Source organism: Nakamurella sp. UYEF19 (assembly GCF_040546275.1).
In the GTDB taxonomy this organism is placed as follows: Bacteria; Actinomycetota; Actinomycetes; order Mycobacteriales; family Nakamurellaceae; genus Nakamurella.
Map to the genome: position 1 here is coordinate 220,836 of NZ_JBEPNO010000005.1, position 14,892 is coordinate 235,727.

12 protein-coding genes and 1 pseudogene are annotated in these 14,892 nt (G+C 69.0%); 11 read left to right on the forward strand and 2 right to left on the reverse strand.

All coding sequences use genetic code 11. The features are described from left to right. Positions 1-103 precede the first annotated feature (103 nt). The 3 genes from ABIB25_RS10670 to ABIB25_RS10680 all read left to right on the forward strand — a co-directional run bounded on the left by ABIB25_RS10670 (position 104) and on the right by ABIB25_RS10680 (position 3,857). Entirely contained in the window at positions 104-2,077 is a 1,974-nt protein-coding gene (locus tag ABIB25_RS10670) for a serine/threonine-protein kinase (RefSeq protein ID WP_354528417.1), read from the forward strand. Between the two features lie 98 nt (positions 2,078-2,175). Beyond that, on the forward strand, positions 2,176-2,703 hold the full coding sequence (locus tag ABIB25_RS10675; RefSeq protein WP_354528418.1) for an RNA polymerase sigma factor: 528 nt from the start codon (positions 2,176-2,178) through the stop codon (positions 2,701-2,703). Next, the gene (locus tag ABIB25_RS10680; protein WP_354528419.1) at positions 2,703-3,857 is read left to right on the forward strand and encodes a hypothetical protein; all 1,155 of its coding nucleotides are present in this window, start codon (positions 2,703-2,705) and stop codon (positions 3,855-3,857) included. Before ABIB25_RS10675 ends, ABIB25_RS10680 begins: the two co-directional genes overlap by 1 nt. A gap of 16 nt (positions 3,858-3,873) precedes the next feature. Here ABIB25_RS10680 and ABIB25_RS10685 read toward each other — a convergent pair whose 3' ends face one another. Both ABIB25_RS10685 and ABIB25_RS10690 read right to left on the reverse strand, forming a co-directional pair. Next, positions 3,874-5,106, reverse strand: a complete 1,233-nt coding sequence (locus ABIB25_RS10685) for a DUF1501 domain-containing protein (protein WP_354528420.1) — start codon at positions 5,104-5,106, stop codon at positions 3,874-3,876. Positions 5,107-5,154: 48 nt separating this feature from the next. Further along, entirely contained in the window at positions 5,155-6,489 is a 1,335-nt protein-coding gene (locus ABIB25_RS10690) for a DUF1800 domain-containing protein (protein ID WP_354528421.1), read from the reverse strand. 105 nt (positions 6,490-6,594) lie between these two features. Here ABIB25_RS10690 and dop point away from each other — a divergent pair, with 105 nt between their 5' ends. From dop to ABIB25_RS10730, 8 genes and pseudogenes are all read left to right on the forward strand, one after another. Beyond that, complete coding sequence (dop, locus tag ABIB25_RS10695; RefSeq protein ID WP_354528474.1) at positions 6,595-8,100, forward strand: depupylase/deamidase Dop; 1,506 nt, start codon at positions 6,595-6,597, stop codon at positions 8,098-8,100. A gap of 160 nt (positions 8,101-8,260) precedes the next feature. Continuing rightward, a complete protein-coding gene (locus tag ABIB25_RS10700; RefSeq protein WP_354528422.1) occupies positions 8,261-8,455 on the forward strand; it encodes a ubiquitin-like protein Pup in 195 nt (64 codons plus the stop codon). After that, positions 8,452-9,294, forward strand: coding sequence for a proteasome subunit beta (prcB, locus tag ABIB25_RS10705; protein ID WP_502919783.1), 843 nt, complete (start codon positions 8,452-8,454; stop codon positions 9,292-9,294). The genes ABIB25_RS10700 and prcB overlap by 4 nt, the downstream gene beginning before the upstream one ends. A 68-nt stretch (positions 9,295-9,362) precedes the next feature. Further along, positions 9,363-10,166 (forward strand): annotated as a pseudogene (gene prcA, locus ABIB25_RS10710) (proteasome subunit alpha); the annotation flags it as partial. A gap of 252 nt (positions 10,167-10,418) precedes the next feature. Then, a complete protein-coding gene (locus ABIB25_RS10715; protein WP_354528424.1) occupies positions 10,419-11,858 on the forward strand; it encodes a S8 family peptidase in 1,440 nt (479 codons plus the stop codon). A gap of 169 nt (positions 11,859-12,027) precedes the next feature. After that, positions 12,028-13,713, forward strand: coding sequence for a S8 family serine peptidase (locus ABIB25_RS10720; protein WP_354528425.1), 1,686 nt, complete (start codon positions 12,028-12,030; stop codon positions 13,711-13,713). Then, positions 13,710-14,390 carry an RNA polymerase sigma factor gene (locus tag ABIB25_RS10725; RefSeq protein ID WP_354528426.1) on the forward strand — a complete coding sequence of 227 codons (681 nt, stop codon included), beginning with the start codon at positions 13,710-13,712 and terminating at the stop codon, positions 14,388-14,390. Before ABIB25_RS10720 ends, ABIB25_RS10725 begins: the two co-directional genes overlap by 4 nt. Next, positions 14,387-14,887: a carboxypeptidase regulatory-like domain-containing protein gene (locus tag ABIB25_RS10730; RefSeq protein WP_354528427.1), complete on the forward strand. Its 501-nt coding sequence runs from the start codon at positions 14,387-14,389 to the stop codon at positions 14,885-14,887. The genes ABIB25_RS10725 and ABIB25_RS10730 overlap by 4 nt, the downstream gene beginning before the upstream one ends. Positions 14,888-14,892: the final 5 nt, after the last annotated feature.

Here is a 14,892-nt window from a genome sequence, read left to right on the forward strand (position 1 = left end):
TCGATACGGCCTCCAACGCGGGGCAACATCTCTAGACTCTGCAGACCATGGATCCAGTGGTCGGCATCGGCGCTCGTGAGCCTCGCCGACCCTGGAAAGGCCGATGACCAGTCCGGGGGACGGGCCGGTGGGCAGCGACCCGACCGGTCCGTTCGCCCCTGATTTTTCGGCCCCCGTCCCACACGGTGTGTTTCCAGCGGTGCCCGGTGTGCGGCTGGACGCGCAGATCGGTCGTGGCGGCTACGCCACCGTGTATCGGGCACGGCAGCTGTCGGTCGACCGGGACGTGGCCGTCAAGGTCGACGACCGTCGGCTGCTCCAGGACCGGGACAAGCGTCGGTTCACCCGCGAGATCGTGGCGGCCGGCTCCGTCTCGGCGCACCCGCACATCGTCACCGTGTACGACGGCGGCACCACCGCCGACGACCATCCATATCTGGTCATGGAGCTCTACCCGGGCGGGTCCTACAGCGACCGGATGAAGCAGACCGGCCCGGTCGCGCCGGCGGAGGTCCTGGCCGTCGGGGTCGGGATCTCGGATGCTCTGGCCATCGCCCATGCCGACGGCATCCTCCATCGGGACGTCAAACCGGGCAACATCCTGATCTCCCGGTACGGGTCGCCGGCCCTTGCCGACTTCGGGCTCGCTGCGCTGCCGCGGGCCGCGGAGGGCTTCTCGGTGACCATGGAGTCGTTGACGCCGTCCTACGCGCCGCCCGAAGCCTTCAGCGGTGCGGAGCCGACCGCGGCGATGGACGTCTACTCGCTGGGTGCGACGCTGTACGCGCTCCTGCTCGGACGGGCTCCGCGGAGCGACAAGTCCGGCACTGCACCGCCTCTCGCGCGGCTGCTGTTCATGCTCAACGAGCCGCTGCCGTACCCGGACGTCGAGGGCGCCGAGGCCCTGATGCCGGCGATCTGGCGGGCCACCATGTTCGAGCCGTCCCAGCGGTATCGGTCGGCGGCCGACATGCACGATGCGTTGACGGCGGTCAGGGTCGGTGCCTCGCCGGGCCTGTTCCGGCCGGTGCCGCCCACGGAGACGCCCAGCGGGTCGACGGCAACCGGGCCGACGTCAACCGGGCCGACGGCAACCGGGTCGACGCAACCCGGCCCACCGACCGGGCCCTCGATCTCCGGCCCGACCCGGCCCGGACAGACGCCGCAGGGCCAGACCTTCTCGGGCCTGCCGATCGCGTCCGGTCGCCACTCGGCGTCGTCTCCCGACGAGACCTCCGACTCGGGACCGTTTGCCTTGTTCGGACGCCCGGACCCCAGCGGCACCCCCACGGGATCACAGGTGCGCCGGTCAGGGTTGCCGCCGGGCAAGGCACGCGAGCGGTCCGGTCGTCAGTGGTGGTGGGTGGGAGCAGCCGCTGCGGTGGTGGCCCTGGTCGTCACCGGTCTGATCGTGTTCGGCAATCGCTCGACGACGGGAGGTGTTGCGCAGGCTGGAGTCTCGCTCGGGTCGACGGCAGCACGTTCGTCAGGAAGTCTGGAAACCGATCTCGGTCGGCTGAACCGGACCGCCGCCTCGAAGACCAGCGCGCCGCAGACCACCGGGCCGCAGACGACCGGGCCGCAGACCACCGGGCCGAGCACCACCCCGTCGAAGAAGTCCTCGGTGACGCCGGTGGTCGTCACGACCCCGGCCACTTCCTCGCCGGGCAGCACCACGGAGACGTCGACGTCCACGCCGACGTCGATCATCGGGGTCGTGACCGCACCCAAGGTCGGCAGCTGTTGGTCCGGTCTGGTCAACATCTCCGGGCAGGTCACCTCGGAGGAGGTGGCCTGCGACCAGCCGCACTACTGGGAGGCCTATGCCACCGGCGTGCTGTCACCCCAGACGGCGACGCCCTACGCCAAGGACGCCTACAAGGATCCGGTGGTGCTCCGCACCTGCACCCAGGATGCCTTGAAGGCCTACCTCGGCCCGCAGAGTCACGGCACGTTCAACATCGACCTGCTTCCGCCGAGCGCGGTCGATTTCTCAGCCGGTCACAAGGGCTTCTGGTGTGTGGCCTCGGTTCCCGGCGCGGGTGAGGTCACCGGTTCGCTCAAGAACGGCACCTGACCCGGTCGAAAAATGATGTGTTGCCCTTGTTGATGGATCGGCAGGTCAGGCGTCTGAGTGGGTAGGGGCCGCTGCGGTGCCCGAATCGGGGAGCGAGCGTGAGTTCGACAGTGGAGCCGGTGCAGATGCACGACGTCGAGGCGGATGACGGGCTCGACGACCGCACGTATGTGATCAAGCTGTTCGATCAGCACTACCTGGCCCTGGTGCGGTTGGCGGTTCACCTGGTCGACGACCAGGAAACCGCCGAGGATGTGGTTCAGGATGTCTACGCGTCCCTGGGAAACCGGCGGCCGAACGATCCGGCCAGCTACCTTCGCTGGGCGGTCGTCAACCGATCCCGGTCCGCCCTCCGCCGACGTCGGACGGCGCGACGGACGCCGGCTTTCCAGGTCGCCGACGCAGAACCGGCCGATGGGCCGGCCCTGCGCCGCGAGCAGCAGCTGGCAGTGTTGGCGGTCATCGCCCAACTACCACGGCGCCAGCGCGAGATCGTGGTCCTTCGGTACTACCAGGACCTGTCAGTCCCCGAGGTTGCCGCCGTCCTGCGGATCACTCCCGGCGCGGTCTCCTCGTCGCTGCTGCGTGCCCACACCACTCTGACCCGACTGCTGGGGGAAATCTGATGGACCTCGACCCGAAACTGGAGTCCTCGCTGCGCGCCTCGCTTGCAGCCCGCAGCGCCGAGGTCACCCCCGAATCACTGACAGAGCCAAACCTTCGGCCTGTTTCCCGCCGATCGATCAGGCCCTTTCTGTTCGCTGCGGCGTCGGTCGTGTTGGTGGTACTGATCGCCGTAGGTGGACGGTGGGCGCTGGCGCCGAGTTCGATCCGTTCTGCCACACCGCCCCCGGTTCCCGGTGCGAGCTACGTCGGCAGCAAGTTCCGGCTCACAGCGGTGGAGAACGGCGGAAAGAAGTGGTCGATCCCGGTGTTTCTCAGCGTGACGGTGGAATTCACCGGATCACGCGAGATCGTGACCAACGACAGCGTCAACGTCCACAGCGGAACCTTCAGCCCGACAGCAGATGGCTTCGTCACCCACGATGTTGTCGGCACATTGGTCGATTCCAGCGGCGGCGACTCTGCCCAGGGAGCGGCCGTCAAAGCGATCGGTGCGCTCGCTCTCGGTCCTGCCGACGGATCGGGAGGGTTCGGCCCGGCCACCGTCCAGGCGCAGACCGCTGGAGATCTGTTGGTGCTGAAAGCATCTGGCTATACCCTGTCGCTGGTCCGGACCGGTCCGGCTCGTGCCGGGATCTCGACTGGTTCCACGGTCGAGACGACCGCATCCTCGGTCGATCAGTGCTCGCTCCCGCTTGCCCAGCGCACCGGCGGGTGGACCTGCTACGGCACCCCCGGGAACGTGGCGCCGACCACCTACGGCCCGGTGACCGCCTGGATCGGACCGGTGTGGCATTTGGTCCTCGTGGTCCACGATGGGAAGAGCCAGACCATTCCCGCATCGTTCGGTGCGACCATCCGGTTCACCGCCGACCACGACGTCCTGATCGACGACGGAGTCAATCAGGCCTACGGCGGCTTCCTTTCCGCTCCCCATGGGTTCACCTGGGACCCGCGGGCACCGAGGGGACAGTCGCAGGCCGCCTCCAACAGTTCGAGTGACGTTCTGCTCGCCTCCACGACCGCATTCCAGGCAGTGTTGATCCCGCCCGCTCCCGCCGATCCGCCGAAAGCTGAGGGACTGGTCCAGATGTCCGGCAACGCAGGGCGATTGGTGGTGACCGTAACCGGCTTCGAACTGACCTTCGCCCGTTGACTCCAGAGCATCGGGTTCAGACCAGGAAACCCAGTGGGGCGGCGGTGTTTCCGACGATCGGCTGCGGGTCGGTGCGGACCACCTTGGTCAGGAGTTCGGAGTAGACCGTCCGGAAGTCGACGTTCACCTTGAGGTCGGCGTCGACCAGATCGGTGAGACTGGGCTGCTCGCCGTAGAAGCCGCCCCTGACCGGGGTGCCGGCGACGAACATCGGACCCGCCGTGCCATGGTCGGTCCCGTTCGAGGCGTTGGCTCCCACCCGCCTCCCGAACTCGGAGTAGGCCATCACCACCACGTCCTTGCCGCGGGCATCGGACTTCATCGTGGTCAGGAATCCGGAGAGTGCGGTGTCGAGCAGGCCGAGTTGGGTTTGCTGGGTGCCCTTCTCGTCGGCGTGGGTGTCGAACCCGCCGAGGCTGACGGTGTAGACCGTCGTCGGTACACCGGCTTTGATGCACCGCGCCACCATGTCGAACTGGGTGGCCAGCCCGGATTGGCCACCGGCGGACCCGGCGGCCGACTCCTCGTCCGCGACATCGGCGGTGCCGTCGACGATGCCGGTGAAGGTGGCGTCGACCTTGCGTTCCGAGCAGTAGGAAGCGGCCACCATGGCCTGGAACGGGGTGTCGGCGGTATCCGTCCGGCCCAGTCCGGTGAAGGCGGTGCCGAGCGCGGCCGGTAGCTTCGTCGACTTTCCGAGCGGCAGTGCCGCCGCCGCGCCCTTGGCGCCGACCGCCAGCGGCGGCAGCACGGAGCCGATGTTGACGGCCCTGGTCGGGTCGTCACCGGACAGATCGAGCCAGCGCCCGATCCACCCGGTGGTGACCGGGGCGCTCGGCGAGGCCGTCTGCCAGATGTCCATCGACTTGAAATGACTGTGGTCGGGGTTCGGGTAGCCGACCCCGCGGACGATGGCCAACTCCTTGTTCGACCAGAGCGCGGCCATTCCCTTCATCGCGGGGTTGAGGCCGAGACCATCACCGAGCTGGTGGATCTCGGACTCGTTGTAGGCGAAGTCCGGGCGGGCCTTCAGATACGCCGGATCGGCATACGGAATCACCGCGCCCAGACCGTCGTTGCCGCCGTAGAGGGTGACGATGACGAGGATCGGCGTGCCGGTCGCGAGCGGTGCAGCGACGGCCTTGGCCTGCAGCTGCGGCCAGCTGACGTAGCCGGCGGCCACCGCGGCAGCAGCCACCCCGGCCGTTCCGGATGCCACGAGAAACCGGCGTCTGGTGACGATGTTCATACTGACCACCTCGAAGATGTTGTGGGGGAGAAGATTTCGGGTCTGCGACTAGTGGGTCAGGTATTCGGGGGTGTTCAGGGCGATCGTCACCAGCTGGACCGGATTCGAGGCGGCGGTCTTGAGGACGGCCACCGATCGCGGTGTCCAGGAGGGCACCCCGAGCAGGTGGGCGGTGGCCTCCAACCGGTTTGCCACCGCGGCGGAACTGACCGAATCCAGGTTCGCCTTCTTCGCCAGCCCCGCTGCCGTTGTCATCCGCAGGTCGGCGGCAGCGGTGGAGAGCCAGGCAGCGCCGGTCGGCCAGCCGCTGACATTCGGTGGGGCGAAGGGGATCTGCCCGAGACCCCGCAACACGGTCAGCAGCTTCGACGCGGCCGCCTGATCGGGAACCGGCACCTGCAACGCACGAACCGCCCCGATCAACCATTCCACCGGCGCGACCACCTTCGTGCCGGCCGCCGCGGTGAAGTCGGCGGACCCGAGCATGGTGGACAGCAACCCGGTGAGGCTCCGGGCTGTGCCGTAGCCGGCGACCATGGCCTTGACGACGGCAAGTGTCGGGGCGTGGTCGGAGACCAGCTGCCCGTACATCCGGGTGGCGAGGAAGGCGGCCGAGGCGGGGCGGGCCAGGATCGCGTCGCAGTAACCGACGTCGTCGAGGTTGCCGGCGACGCCGAGCATGGTCTTCGTGCCGTCGTCGTGCAGCTTGGGCCGGAGCGCGGTGCTGCCGTCCGGATTGATCCGCCAGCCGGTCAGCGCCCTGGCGCCCTCCCGCACGTCCTGCTCGGTGTAGCCGTCGCCGTGTCCGAGTGCGAACAGCTCCATGAATTCGCGGGACAGGTTCTCGTTCGGAGCGCCGACGGTGTTCTTCTGTCCGTCGAGCCAGTCGAGCATGGCAGCGTCGGTGAGCATGGCCAGGGCCAGCTGGCGGAAATCGCCCCGCCCCATGGTGCGGAGCTTCTGGTTCTGCGCCAGCAGGGCGGGGGCGTTGCGCACCTTCGTCGCCGAGGTGGCGAAGTGGTTGTGCCAGGTGAAGGTGAGCTTCTCGCCGAAGGGCTGCTCGACGGCGACCATGCGGCGGACCCACCACCCGGTGAGGTACTGCACCTGCCCGCGGAGCTGCTTGTTGCGGGCCTTCCTGGCCTCGAGGCCGGCACTCTTCGCCACCTTGTCGACCGCCGCGAAGGTCGGCAGCGGCGTCGGGAGGGCACCGGAATCCTTCTGAGGGTCCGCGGCCAGGATCATCGCCAGGTAGCGGCCGGTGCCCATGGCGGCGACCGCGTCGATCTCGGCGCCGGTGGCGCCGAAACCGGTCCGCCTGACCAACCGGGCGGCAGCGGCCCAGGCGCTCGGTTCGACTGGAGAGCTCGGTGAGGTGATCACAGCCATCACCCTGCGCCGTCAATGTTCAGAACAGGTCAAGGCACCACCTCGACCTGGTTCGGGATCGGGCCGTCGGTGGCGCCCACTAGATTCGATCCCATGACAGTGCGCCGCATCATGGGGACCGAAGTCGAGTACGGGATCTCCGTCCCGGGTGAGCCAGGGGTCAACCCGGTGATCTCCTCCACCCAGATCGTGCTGGCCTACGCCGCCTCGGTGGCAGCCCCGCGGGCCCGGCGCCCACGCTGGGACTACGAGGTCGAGTCGCCGTTGCGCGATGCCCGCGGGTACGACCTGTCGGCTCTCTTCGGCGGTTCAGACCCCGACATCGACGACATCGGCGCGGCGAACGTGATCCTGTCCGACGGCGCACGCCTGTACGTCGACCACGCCCACCCGGAGTTCTCCGGGCCCGAGGTCACCAATCCGCTCGACGGGGTGCTGTTCGACAAGGCAGGGGAGCGGGTGATGGAGGCGGCGGCCATGCTGGCCGCCTCGGTCCCGGGCGCGAAGCCGGTGCAGCTGTACAAGAACAACACCGACGGCAAGGGCGCCTCCTATGGCACCCACGAGAACTATCTCTGCCGACGGGACACGCCGTTCCCCTCGATCATCGCCGGGTTGCTGCCGTTCTTCGCGTCCCGGCAGGTCTTCGCGGGCGCGGGTCGGGTGGGGATCGGGCCTGCCGGCGCCACCCCCGGGTTCCAGCTGGCCCAGCGCAGCGACTACATCGAGGTCGAGGTCGGTCTGGAGACGACGCTCAAGCGCGGCCTGATCAACACCAGGGACGAACCGCATGCCGACGCCGACCGGTACCGGCGGCTGCACGTGATCATCGGTGACGCCAACCTCGCCGAGACGGCGATCTACCTCAAGCTCGGTACCACGGCCCTGGTCCTGTCGATGATCGAGGCCGGCTGGCCGATGCCCCTGGAGCTCGAGCACTCGGTCTCCGCGGTGCACCAGATCTCCCACGACCCGACGCTGAAGACCACGGTCAAGCTGGCCGACGGTCGTTCCTTCACCGGTGTCGACGTCCAACGCGCCTACCTGGACGCGGCCCGGGCCTTCGTCCTGGAGACCTATGGCGACGACGTCGACGCCGAGACGGCCGACGTGCTGGCCACGTGGGGTGACGTGCTCGACAAACTCGAGGACGACCCGATGCGGCTCGCCGACACCCTGGACTGGCCGGCGAAACTGCGGCTGCTGGAGGGATTCCGGAGCCGGGACGGGCTGGCCTGGGGCGCCCCCCGGCTGGCGCTGGTCGACCTCCAGTACGCCGATGTCCGGATGGATCGCGGGCTGTACAACCGGCTCGCATCCCGAGGCGCCATCAAGCGGCTCGTCACCGACGACGCCATCCTGCGCGCGATGACCGAACCGCCGGAGGACACCAGGGCCTACTTCCGCGGACGGTGCGTCGCCCAGTACCCGGACCGGCTGGCCGCGGCTTCGTGGGACTCGGTGATCTTCGACGTCGGGCGGGAGTCGCTCGTCCGCATCCCGACCATGGATCCACTGCGCGGGACCAAGGCCCACGTGGGGGCGCTGCTCGACGCCGCCGCCGACGCGGGCGAGCTGGTGGACGCCCTGACGAAACGCGCCTGACGCGGGGTGATCGGGTCGTATCCGCCGGGTCGCCCTCCGTTGTCGGGGTGGCTGGGTAAAGTCGGACACAGCGTCACGCGGGAACCAGGAGGGTAGAACCTCCGGGACACCGGGAACCTGCAACAGATGTCGGCGAGCGGCGCAGCGATGGGAGATCGAGATGGCACAGGAGCAGACCACCCGGCAGGGCGGCGGCGACGGCGACGACGGTGAGGCCGCGGCGGATTCGGCCGGCCAGGAACGTCGGGAGAAGCTGGCCGCCGAGACCGACGACATCCTCGACGAGATCGACGGCGTGCTCGAGTCCAACGCGGAGGACTTCGTCCGTTCGTACGTGCAGAAGGGCGGGCAGTGAGAACGTCCGATTCGTCGTCGAATTGGCCGATCACCGCGGTGCCGGCGGCGTACCTGACGCCCGGGCCGGGGTCGTTCACAGAGTTCCTCGCCAGGGCCGAACCGCACCTGCTGCCGGGAAACCGTCAGCACCCGGTGGCCGAGCAGATCCCCCACGGCACCACCATCGTTGCTCCGACCTGCGCTGACGGCGTGATCCTGGCGGGTGATCGGCGGGCCACCATGGGAAACCTGATCGCGCAGCGCGACATCGAGAAGGTGTTCGTCGCCGACTCCCACTCCGCGATCGGCATCGCCGGCACCGCCGGGCTTGCCATCGAGATGGTGCGGCTCTTCAAGCTCGAACTCGAGCACTACGAGAAGATCGAGGGTGTCCGGCTGTCGTTGGACGGCAAGGCCAACCGCCTGTCGTCGATGATCAGGGGCAACCTCGGTGCCGCCATGCAGGGCCTGGCCGTGATTCCGCTGTTCGCCGGGTTCGACATCGACCGCCTCCCCGCCGCCGAGGCCGGCCGGATCTTCTCCTACGACATCACCGGCGGCCGGTACGAGGAACACGACTACTTCGCCGTGGGGTCCGGTTCGATGTTCGCTCGGTCGGCGTTGAAGAAGCGGTTCGACCGTGGCTCGTCACTGCCAGGCGCGGTGCGCGCCGCCGTCGAGGCGTTGTACGACGCCGCCGATGACGACAGCGCCACCGGCGGCCCCGATCTCACCCGCAGGATCTATCCCGTCGTGGTCACCGTCACCGCGACCGGCTCCCGTCGGCTCGCCGACACAGAAGTCGGCCCCGTCGTCGAAGAGGTCGTCGCCGGCCGGATGGTGAACCCCGGAGGCTGACCCGCGCGTCCCCGGACCACCGGACCAACCGGAACCAGCAGCCACCGATCCCAGGAGCAACCCGCACCGTGACAATGCCCGTCTACGCCTCGCCCGAACAGTTCATGCGGGACCGCTCCGAGTTCGCCCGCAAGGGCATCGGACGTGGTCGGAGCGTGGTCGTGACGACGTATTCGGGCGGGGTGCTGTTCGTCGCGGAGAACCACTCGCCGACGTTGCACAAGGTCAGCGAGATCTACGACCGGATCGGGTTGGCCGCCGTCGGCCGCTACAACGAGTTCGAGAACCTCCGGACGGCGGGCATCCGGTTGGCCGACGTCCGCGGCTACTCATACGACCGCCGCGACGTCACCGCCCGTTGGCTGGCCAACGCCTACGCGCAGACCCTCGGGTCGATCTTCTCCGAGCAGCAGAAGCCCTACGAGGTCGAGTTGTGCGTGGCCGAGGTCGCCAGGTCCGTTGGCGAACCGGTGCCAGCCCCCGGCGAGACCAGGCTGGGCGCACCGGGTCAGCGCGACCAGCTGTACCGGATCTCCTACGACGGCTCGATCATGGAGGAGACCCGCTACATCGTGATGGGCGGCGCCACCGAGCCGGTGGCCGCAGCGATGGAGACGCAGTTCGCCGTCGGGTGGGATCTCGCCGCAGCGCTGGCTGCCGCCGTCGGTTCGCTCGGAGCCGGCGGCGAGGGCGCCCCGCGCACGCTCGATTCGACCCAGCTCGAGGTCGCGGTGCTGGAACGTACGGTGCCGGACCGCACGTTCCGTCGGCTGGAACGCGAGGTACTGGACGAGTTGCTGGTCCCGGCGGGCGCTGCGGCTGACGAATCCGAGATGGCTCAATCCGGGACGACAGAATCCGGGACTGCTGAATCAGGGACGGCTGGGGCCGAGACTGCCGCGGCCGGGACTGCTGAATCCGGGACGACTGGGGCAGGGACGGCTGGGGCAGGGACGGCTGGGGCCGAGACCGTCGAGCCGCAGCCGGCCGCCGGGGAAGCAGCGAAATCTGGTGCAGCCGAGGGTGAACAGCCCGAGCCGGGGTACTGATCGCCGCAGTGGTATCTACGCCGGTCGCCGGTCGCGGTATCACTGCCCCCGGCAGTCCCTCCTTCGAAGATGTTCGTGACGACACCCCGGCGTTCGCACCTTCCGCACCTGGCGACAGTGCTCGAACGTTGGCAGGGCAGCACGACCGAACACGGGACCTCGACGTCCGGGCGTCATTACGGAAGGTCGACGGCCTATCGCAGCGAAGGCCTGATCGTGCTCGCCGCTGATGCGGACGCCCGGGAACGGGTGAGGTCGGCGATCGACGAGGTACTCGCCGTCGACCACTGGACCGCCGAGCACCAGCCGTCGGAGCACCGGTCGTCGTTCTCCCGCCTGGTACCGGGCGAAGCGTCGATCGTTCCGGTCGATCCCTGGACGGTGGTCGATCGGCTCCGGTCCCATCCCGACCCGCAGGTCGCGGCGGGCGTCGCCCTCGATCACTTGATGACGACGGCGGAACAGTTGGGCGGCAACCCGTTTGCGATCGGCCACGGGAGGCCCGGACTCGACCACTACGGCGATTCCGGTTACGCCGGACGAGGTCCCGTCAACTTCGTGATCCCGGCTCCGGTCCCCGGCCCGGCCGGGCGTCGGCCGCGGGTGGTGGTCCTGGACACCGGGATCGGCGACCACCCGTGGTTCAGGGAGCGTCCGGTGCAGACCACCATCACCCTGGGCGACGGCAGCACCGTCGGGCCGGAGATCGACCCGCAATCGATCAGGGGCATCGACGCCGACGGCAGCGGGGCGGTCGCGAACACCCTGCTCGGAACCCTCGCAAGCCACTCCGGGCACGGGACCTTCATCGCCGGGCTGCTACGGCAGGCTTGCCCGGAGGCCGACATCGTGGCGCTGGCCGTCATGGGCGCCGACGGCATCGTGGCCGAATCCACGCTGACCGACGCGCTGCGAACGATCGCCCGGCGGCAGGTCGAGCAGCCCGGATGGGCCGATGCCCTCGTGCTGTCCCTTGGTTACTACACCGAGACCGACGCGGACCTGGTCTACAACACCGGTCTGCGGCAGATCCTGCTGGAACTCGGCCGGCTCGGCGTCGCGGTGTTCTGCGCAGCGGGTAACGACGCCTCGACCCGCCCGTCCTATCCGGCCGCCTTCGCCGTCGATCCGGCGTTCGCCGCCCCGGACGTGATGCCGTTGGTATCGGTGGCGGCCCTCAATCCGGATGGCACCATCGCGCAGTTCTCCAATGACGGTCCCTGGGTGATCGCGGAGGCGCCGGGGGTGAACATGGTGTCCGCGGCACCGATCGGCACCGATGGGTCGGAGCGGGCCGGGACGCGCACGGCCGGCCCACTCGGCCGTGTCCGGGGCGGCATCGATCCGGACGGCTTCGAATCGGGATTCGCCTCCTGGAGCGGGACGTCCTTCGCCGCTCCGGTGCTGGCCGGTGAGTATCTGCGGCGCCTGGCCGAGGCCGGTTTCCCGGCCATCGAGGAGCGCCGCGCTCTGGTGCCGGTCGGCCGCAGCCGGGTCGATCACGCAGTGCGGTAACTTCTGGCCAACAGTAGATGTATCAGGACGGGCGCCGCGGCCTCCTGAGTGCCAGGAGCTGGGACGATCCTGCCCGGCACAGTTTCTGGTTCGTCGCAGTCCTGCGGTTCATCGCGGTCCGAACACCTGATCCGACCATCACGACATCCGAAGCACAACGGAGGCCCCAGTGACCGACCCCGCCGTTCCGTCAGGGGCCCCGGCGTCAGCCGACCCCTTCGACCGGTACGACGCCAGGGTGCTCGATCCGGCCACGGCGGTCCGTCAGCCGGGCGGTCCCGCTCCCACCACCACGGTCTACCGCGGCGACACCCTGCTGGTCACCGGTGCGAGCCGCGCCGACGTGGAACGCCTGAACGCCGTCGTCACAGAGCTGGCGGCGAGGTTTGACCTCACGGCCGTCGAACCAGATGCCTTCACCGAGATCGACATTGACAACACGGACAACGCAGACAGCGCAGCAGGCACCGACGACGCAGGCGGTCGCGAATCCAGGGGTGACGAACGTCGGTTAGGCCGGGATGTATTGGCCCACAACAAGTTGGCCCGCCTGCTCGGGCTGGCCGAGCAGGCCGGAGTGCCACTCGTGGTGCCCGTCCGCTTCCGCTCGTCGCTGGCCGGACCCGCCCCGGCGGTGGACGTCTGGCCGCTCCTGCAGGCGGTCAGGAACCTCGCCGACGCCGAGCTGGACCGGTCAGTCGGACTCGATCACCTGATGTTCGCGGCCGCGAGCATCTCGGGCAACCCGTTCACACGCGGGACCAGCGTCATCGGTGGCAACCCGTTCACGCGGGGGACCAGCGTGATCGGCGGAAACCCGTTCACGAGGGGCACGTCGGCGGGCGTCGACCAGTACCTCCAGGGCGGATCAGGCGGTCACGGTCCGGTGAGCGTGGTCCTCGCCCCCCCGCGACGACACGGCAAGTGTTCGCCGCACGTCGTCGTGATGGACACCGGGGTCGGGGCGCACCCGTGGTTCGTGGCCCAACCCGTCCAACGTCGCCTGCTGCTCAGCAACGGGGACGATGTCGGGCTCGACGTCGATGCCCCGGCGGTGGCCGCGACCGACCCCGAAGCCGCAGGAGCGATTCCGGACGCGCTCACCGGGATGCTCGCCTCGCACGCCGGGCACGGCACCTTCATCACCGGTCTGCTCCGCCAGAGTTGCCCCGACGCCGACATCACCGCGCTCCGGGTGATGGGCGGCGACGGTGTGGTGGCCGAGGACGAGCTGACTACCGCGGTGACCGCACTCGGGGTCCACCTCTCGCAGGAGCCGGGATCGGTGGATGTGCTGGTTCTCTCGCTCGGCTACTACGTGGAGACGGCCGAGGACGTGCACTACACCGCCGGTCTCGAGGTGCTGCTGCTCGACCTGGGCCAGCGCGGGGTAATGACCTTCGCCGCGGCCGGCAACGACTGCACCGACCGGCGTTCCTACCCGGCGGCGTTCGCCGACCACGGCGGGTTCACCGATCCCGGTTGTCTGCCGCTGGTGGCTGTGGCCGCGCTCAACCCGGACTCGTCGGTCGCGCTGTTCTCCAACGACGGCCCCTGGGTCAATGGGGAAGCCGCCGGAGCCAACGTGGTCAGCACAGCGCCGGTTCTCGCTTCGGGTGCCTGGTCAGCGGACACCTCGCTGCGCGGGCCGAACGGTCAGCGCCGCGGAACCATCGATCCGGACCAGTTCCGCGGTGGTTTCGCGACCTGGAGCGGGACCAGTTTCGCGGCCCCGGTGCTGGCCGGGAAGTATCTGGCCAAGCTGGTCGAGGCCGGCTGTCCCGACGACCCGGGTATGCGCCGGGCACTGGCGCCATCACGGGCCATGGGCCGGTGGAAGACGGATTCGCCATGACGACGGAGACGAGAGTGCCGGTGACAGCATCCGAACACGAACCGGGCGATGGCGCCGCACCGGGGGTCGACACACCGTCGCCGTTGCCGGCTCAGCGCCGGCCCGGTGGAGCCCCACGCGACCTCGGCGACCTCGTCACCCAGGCGGCCCTGGCGTTTCAGGACTACCGGCTGGGGGTACCCGGAGGCATCGATCGGTTGGTGCGCCTGGTCAGTCCGCTGCTCTGGCACACCGCGCGACAGTGCGGTCTCTCGACGGCGGAAGCGGAGGACAGCGTGCAGCAGACGTTCCTCGCTCTCGTCCGTCGCGGCGACTCCATCACCGACCCGCTGGCCGTGGTGCGGTGGCTGACGGTCACGCTGCGTCGGCAGGCCTGGCGCGACCGTGCCCTGGTGGCGCAGCGTTCCGGGAACGAGCCTACCGACGAGGACCTGCCCAGCGCCGACTCCGCAGAAGCGACCGCCGTCCTGACCGACGAGCAGCGTCGGCTCTGGGCGCATGTCTCGTCGTTACCGGAGCGGTGTCGCCGCCTCCTGGCCGTGATCGCCTTCGCGCCTCGCCCGGACTACGCGGCGATCGCGAAGGACATGGGTATGCCCGTTGGATCCATCGGCCCCACCAGGGGCCGTTGTCTGGACAAGCTCCGCACACGACTGCAGGGGGAGGAGTGGTCATGAACGATCAGGATCACCGAAAGCCGCTGGATCAAAGGGATCTGGATATCCTAGGAGACCTGGTGGACGTCTACGACCAACTCGACCCCATGCCCGTGATGTTGCCGGAGGTGGTGCTGTTCGGGCTGCAGATCGGTGACCTCGATGCCGAGGTGGCCCGGCTGGTGGACTCGGAACTCAGCCTGGCCGGGGCTTCCGGCACCAGGTCGGTCGAACACGCCAAGCGGGTGACCTTCTCGAGCGAGAACCTGACCGTGATGATCTCGGTGCAGGCCCAACCCGACAACGGCCTCCGGCTCGACGGCTGGGCGGCCCCCGGCGGTCGACTCCACGCGGAACTGCGGACCGACGGAGCGACCATGACGGCCGAGTGCGACGAGACCGGCCGGTTCGTCTTCGAATCGGTGCCTTCCGGATCCGTGCAGTTGGTGCTGCACCCGACGGACGATTCCGACCCGACCATCCGGATCCCGGTGGTGACGCCCGCGCTGCACCTGTGAAACTG

Excerpts from the sequence above, each read along its gene's own strand:
- ABIB25_RS10700 (WP_354528422.1), top strand. The coding sequence starts at position 8,261 with ATGGCACAGGAGCAGACCACCCGGCAGGGCGGCGGCGACGGCGACGAC.
- ABIB25_RS10725 (WP_354528426.1), top strand. The coding sequence starts at position 13,710 with ATGACGACGGAGACGAGAGTGCCGGTGACAGCATCCGAACACGAACCG.
- ABIB25_RS10680 (WP_354528419.1), top strand. The coding sequence starts at position 2,703 with ATGGACCTCGACCCGAAACTGGAGTCCTCGCTGCGCGCCTCGCTTGCA.
- ABIB25_RS10685 (WP_354528420.1), bottom strand. The coding sequence starts at position 5,106 with ATGAACATCGTCACCAGACGCCGGTTTCTCGTGGCATCCGGAACGGCC.
- ABIB25_RS10730 (WP_354528427.1), top strand. The coding sequence starts at position 14,387 with ATGAACGATCAGGATCACCGAAAGCCGCTGGATCAAAGGGATCTGGAT.
- ABIB25_RS10670 (WP_354528417.1), top strand. The coding sequence starts at position 104 with ATGACCAGTCCGGGGGACGGGCCGGTGGGCAGCGACCCGACCGGTCCG.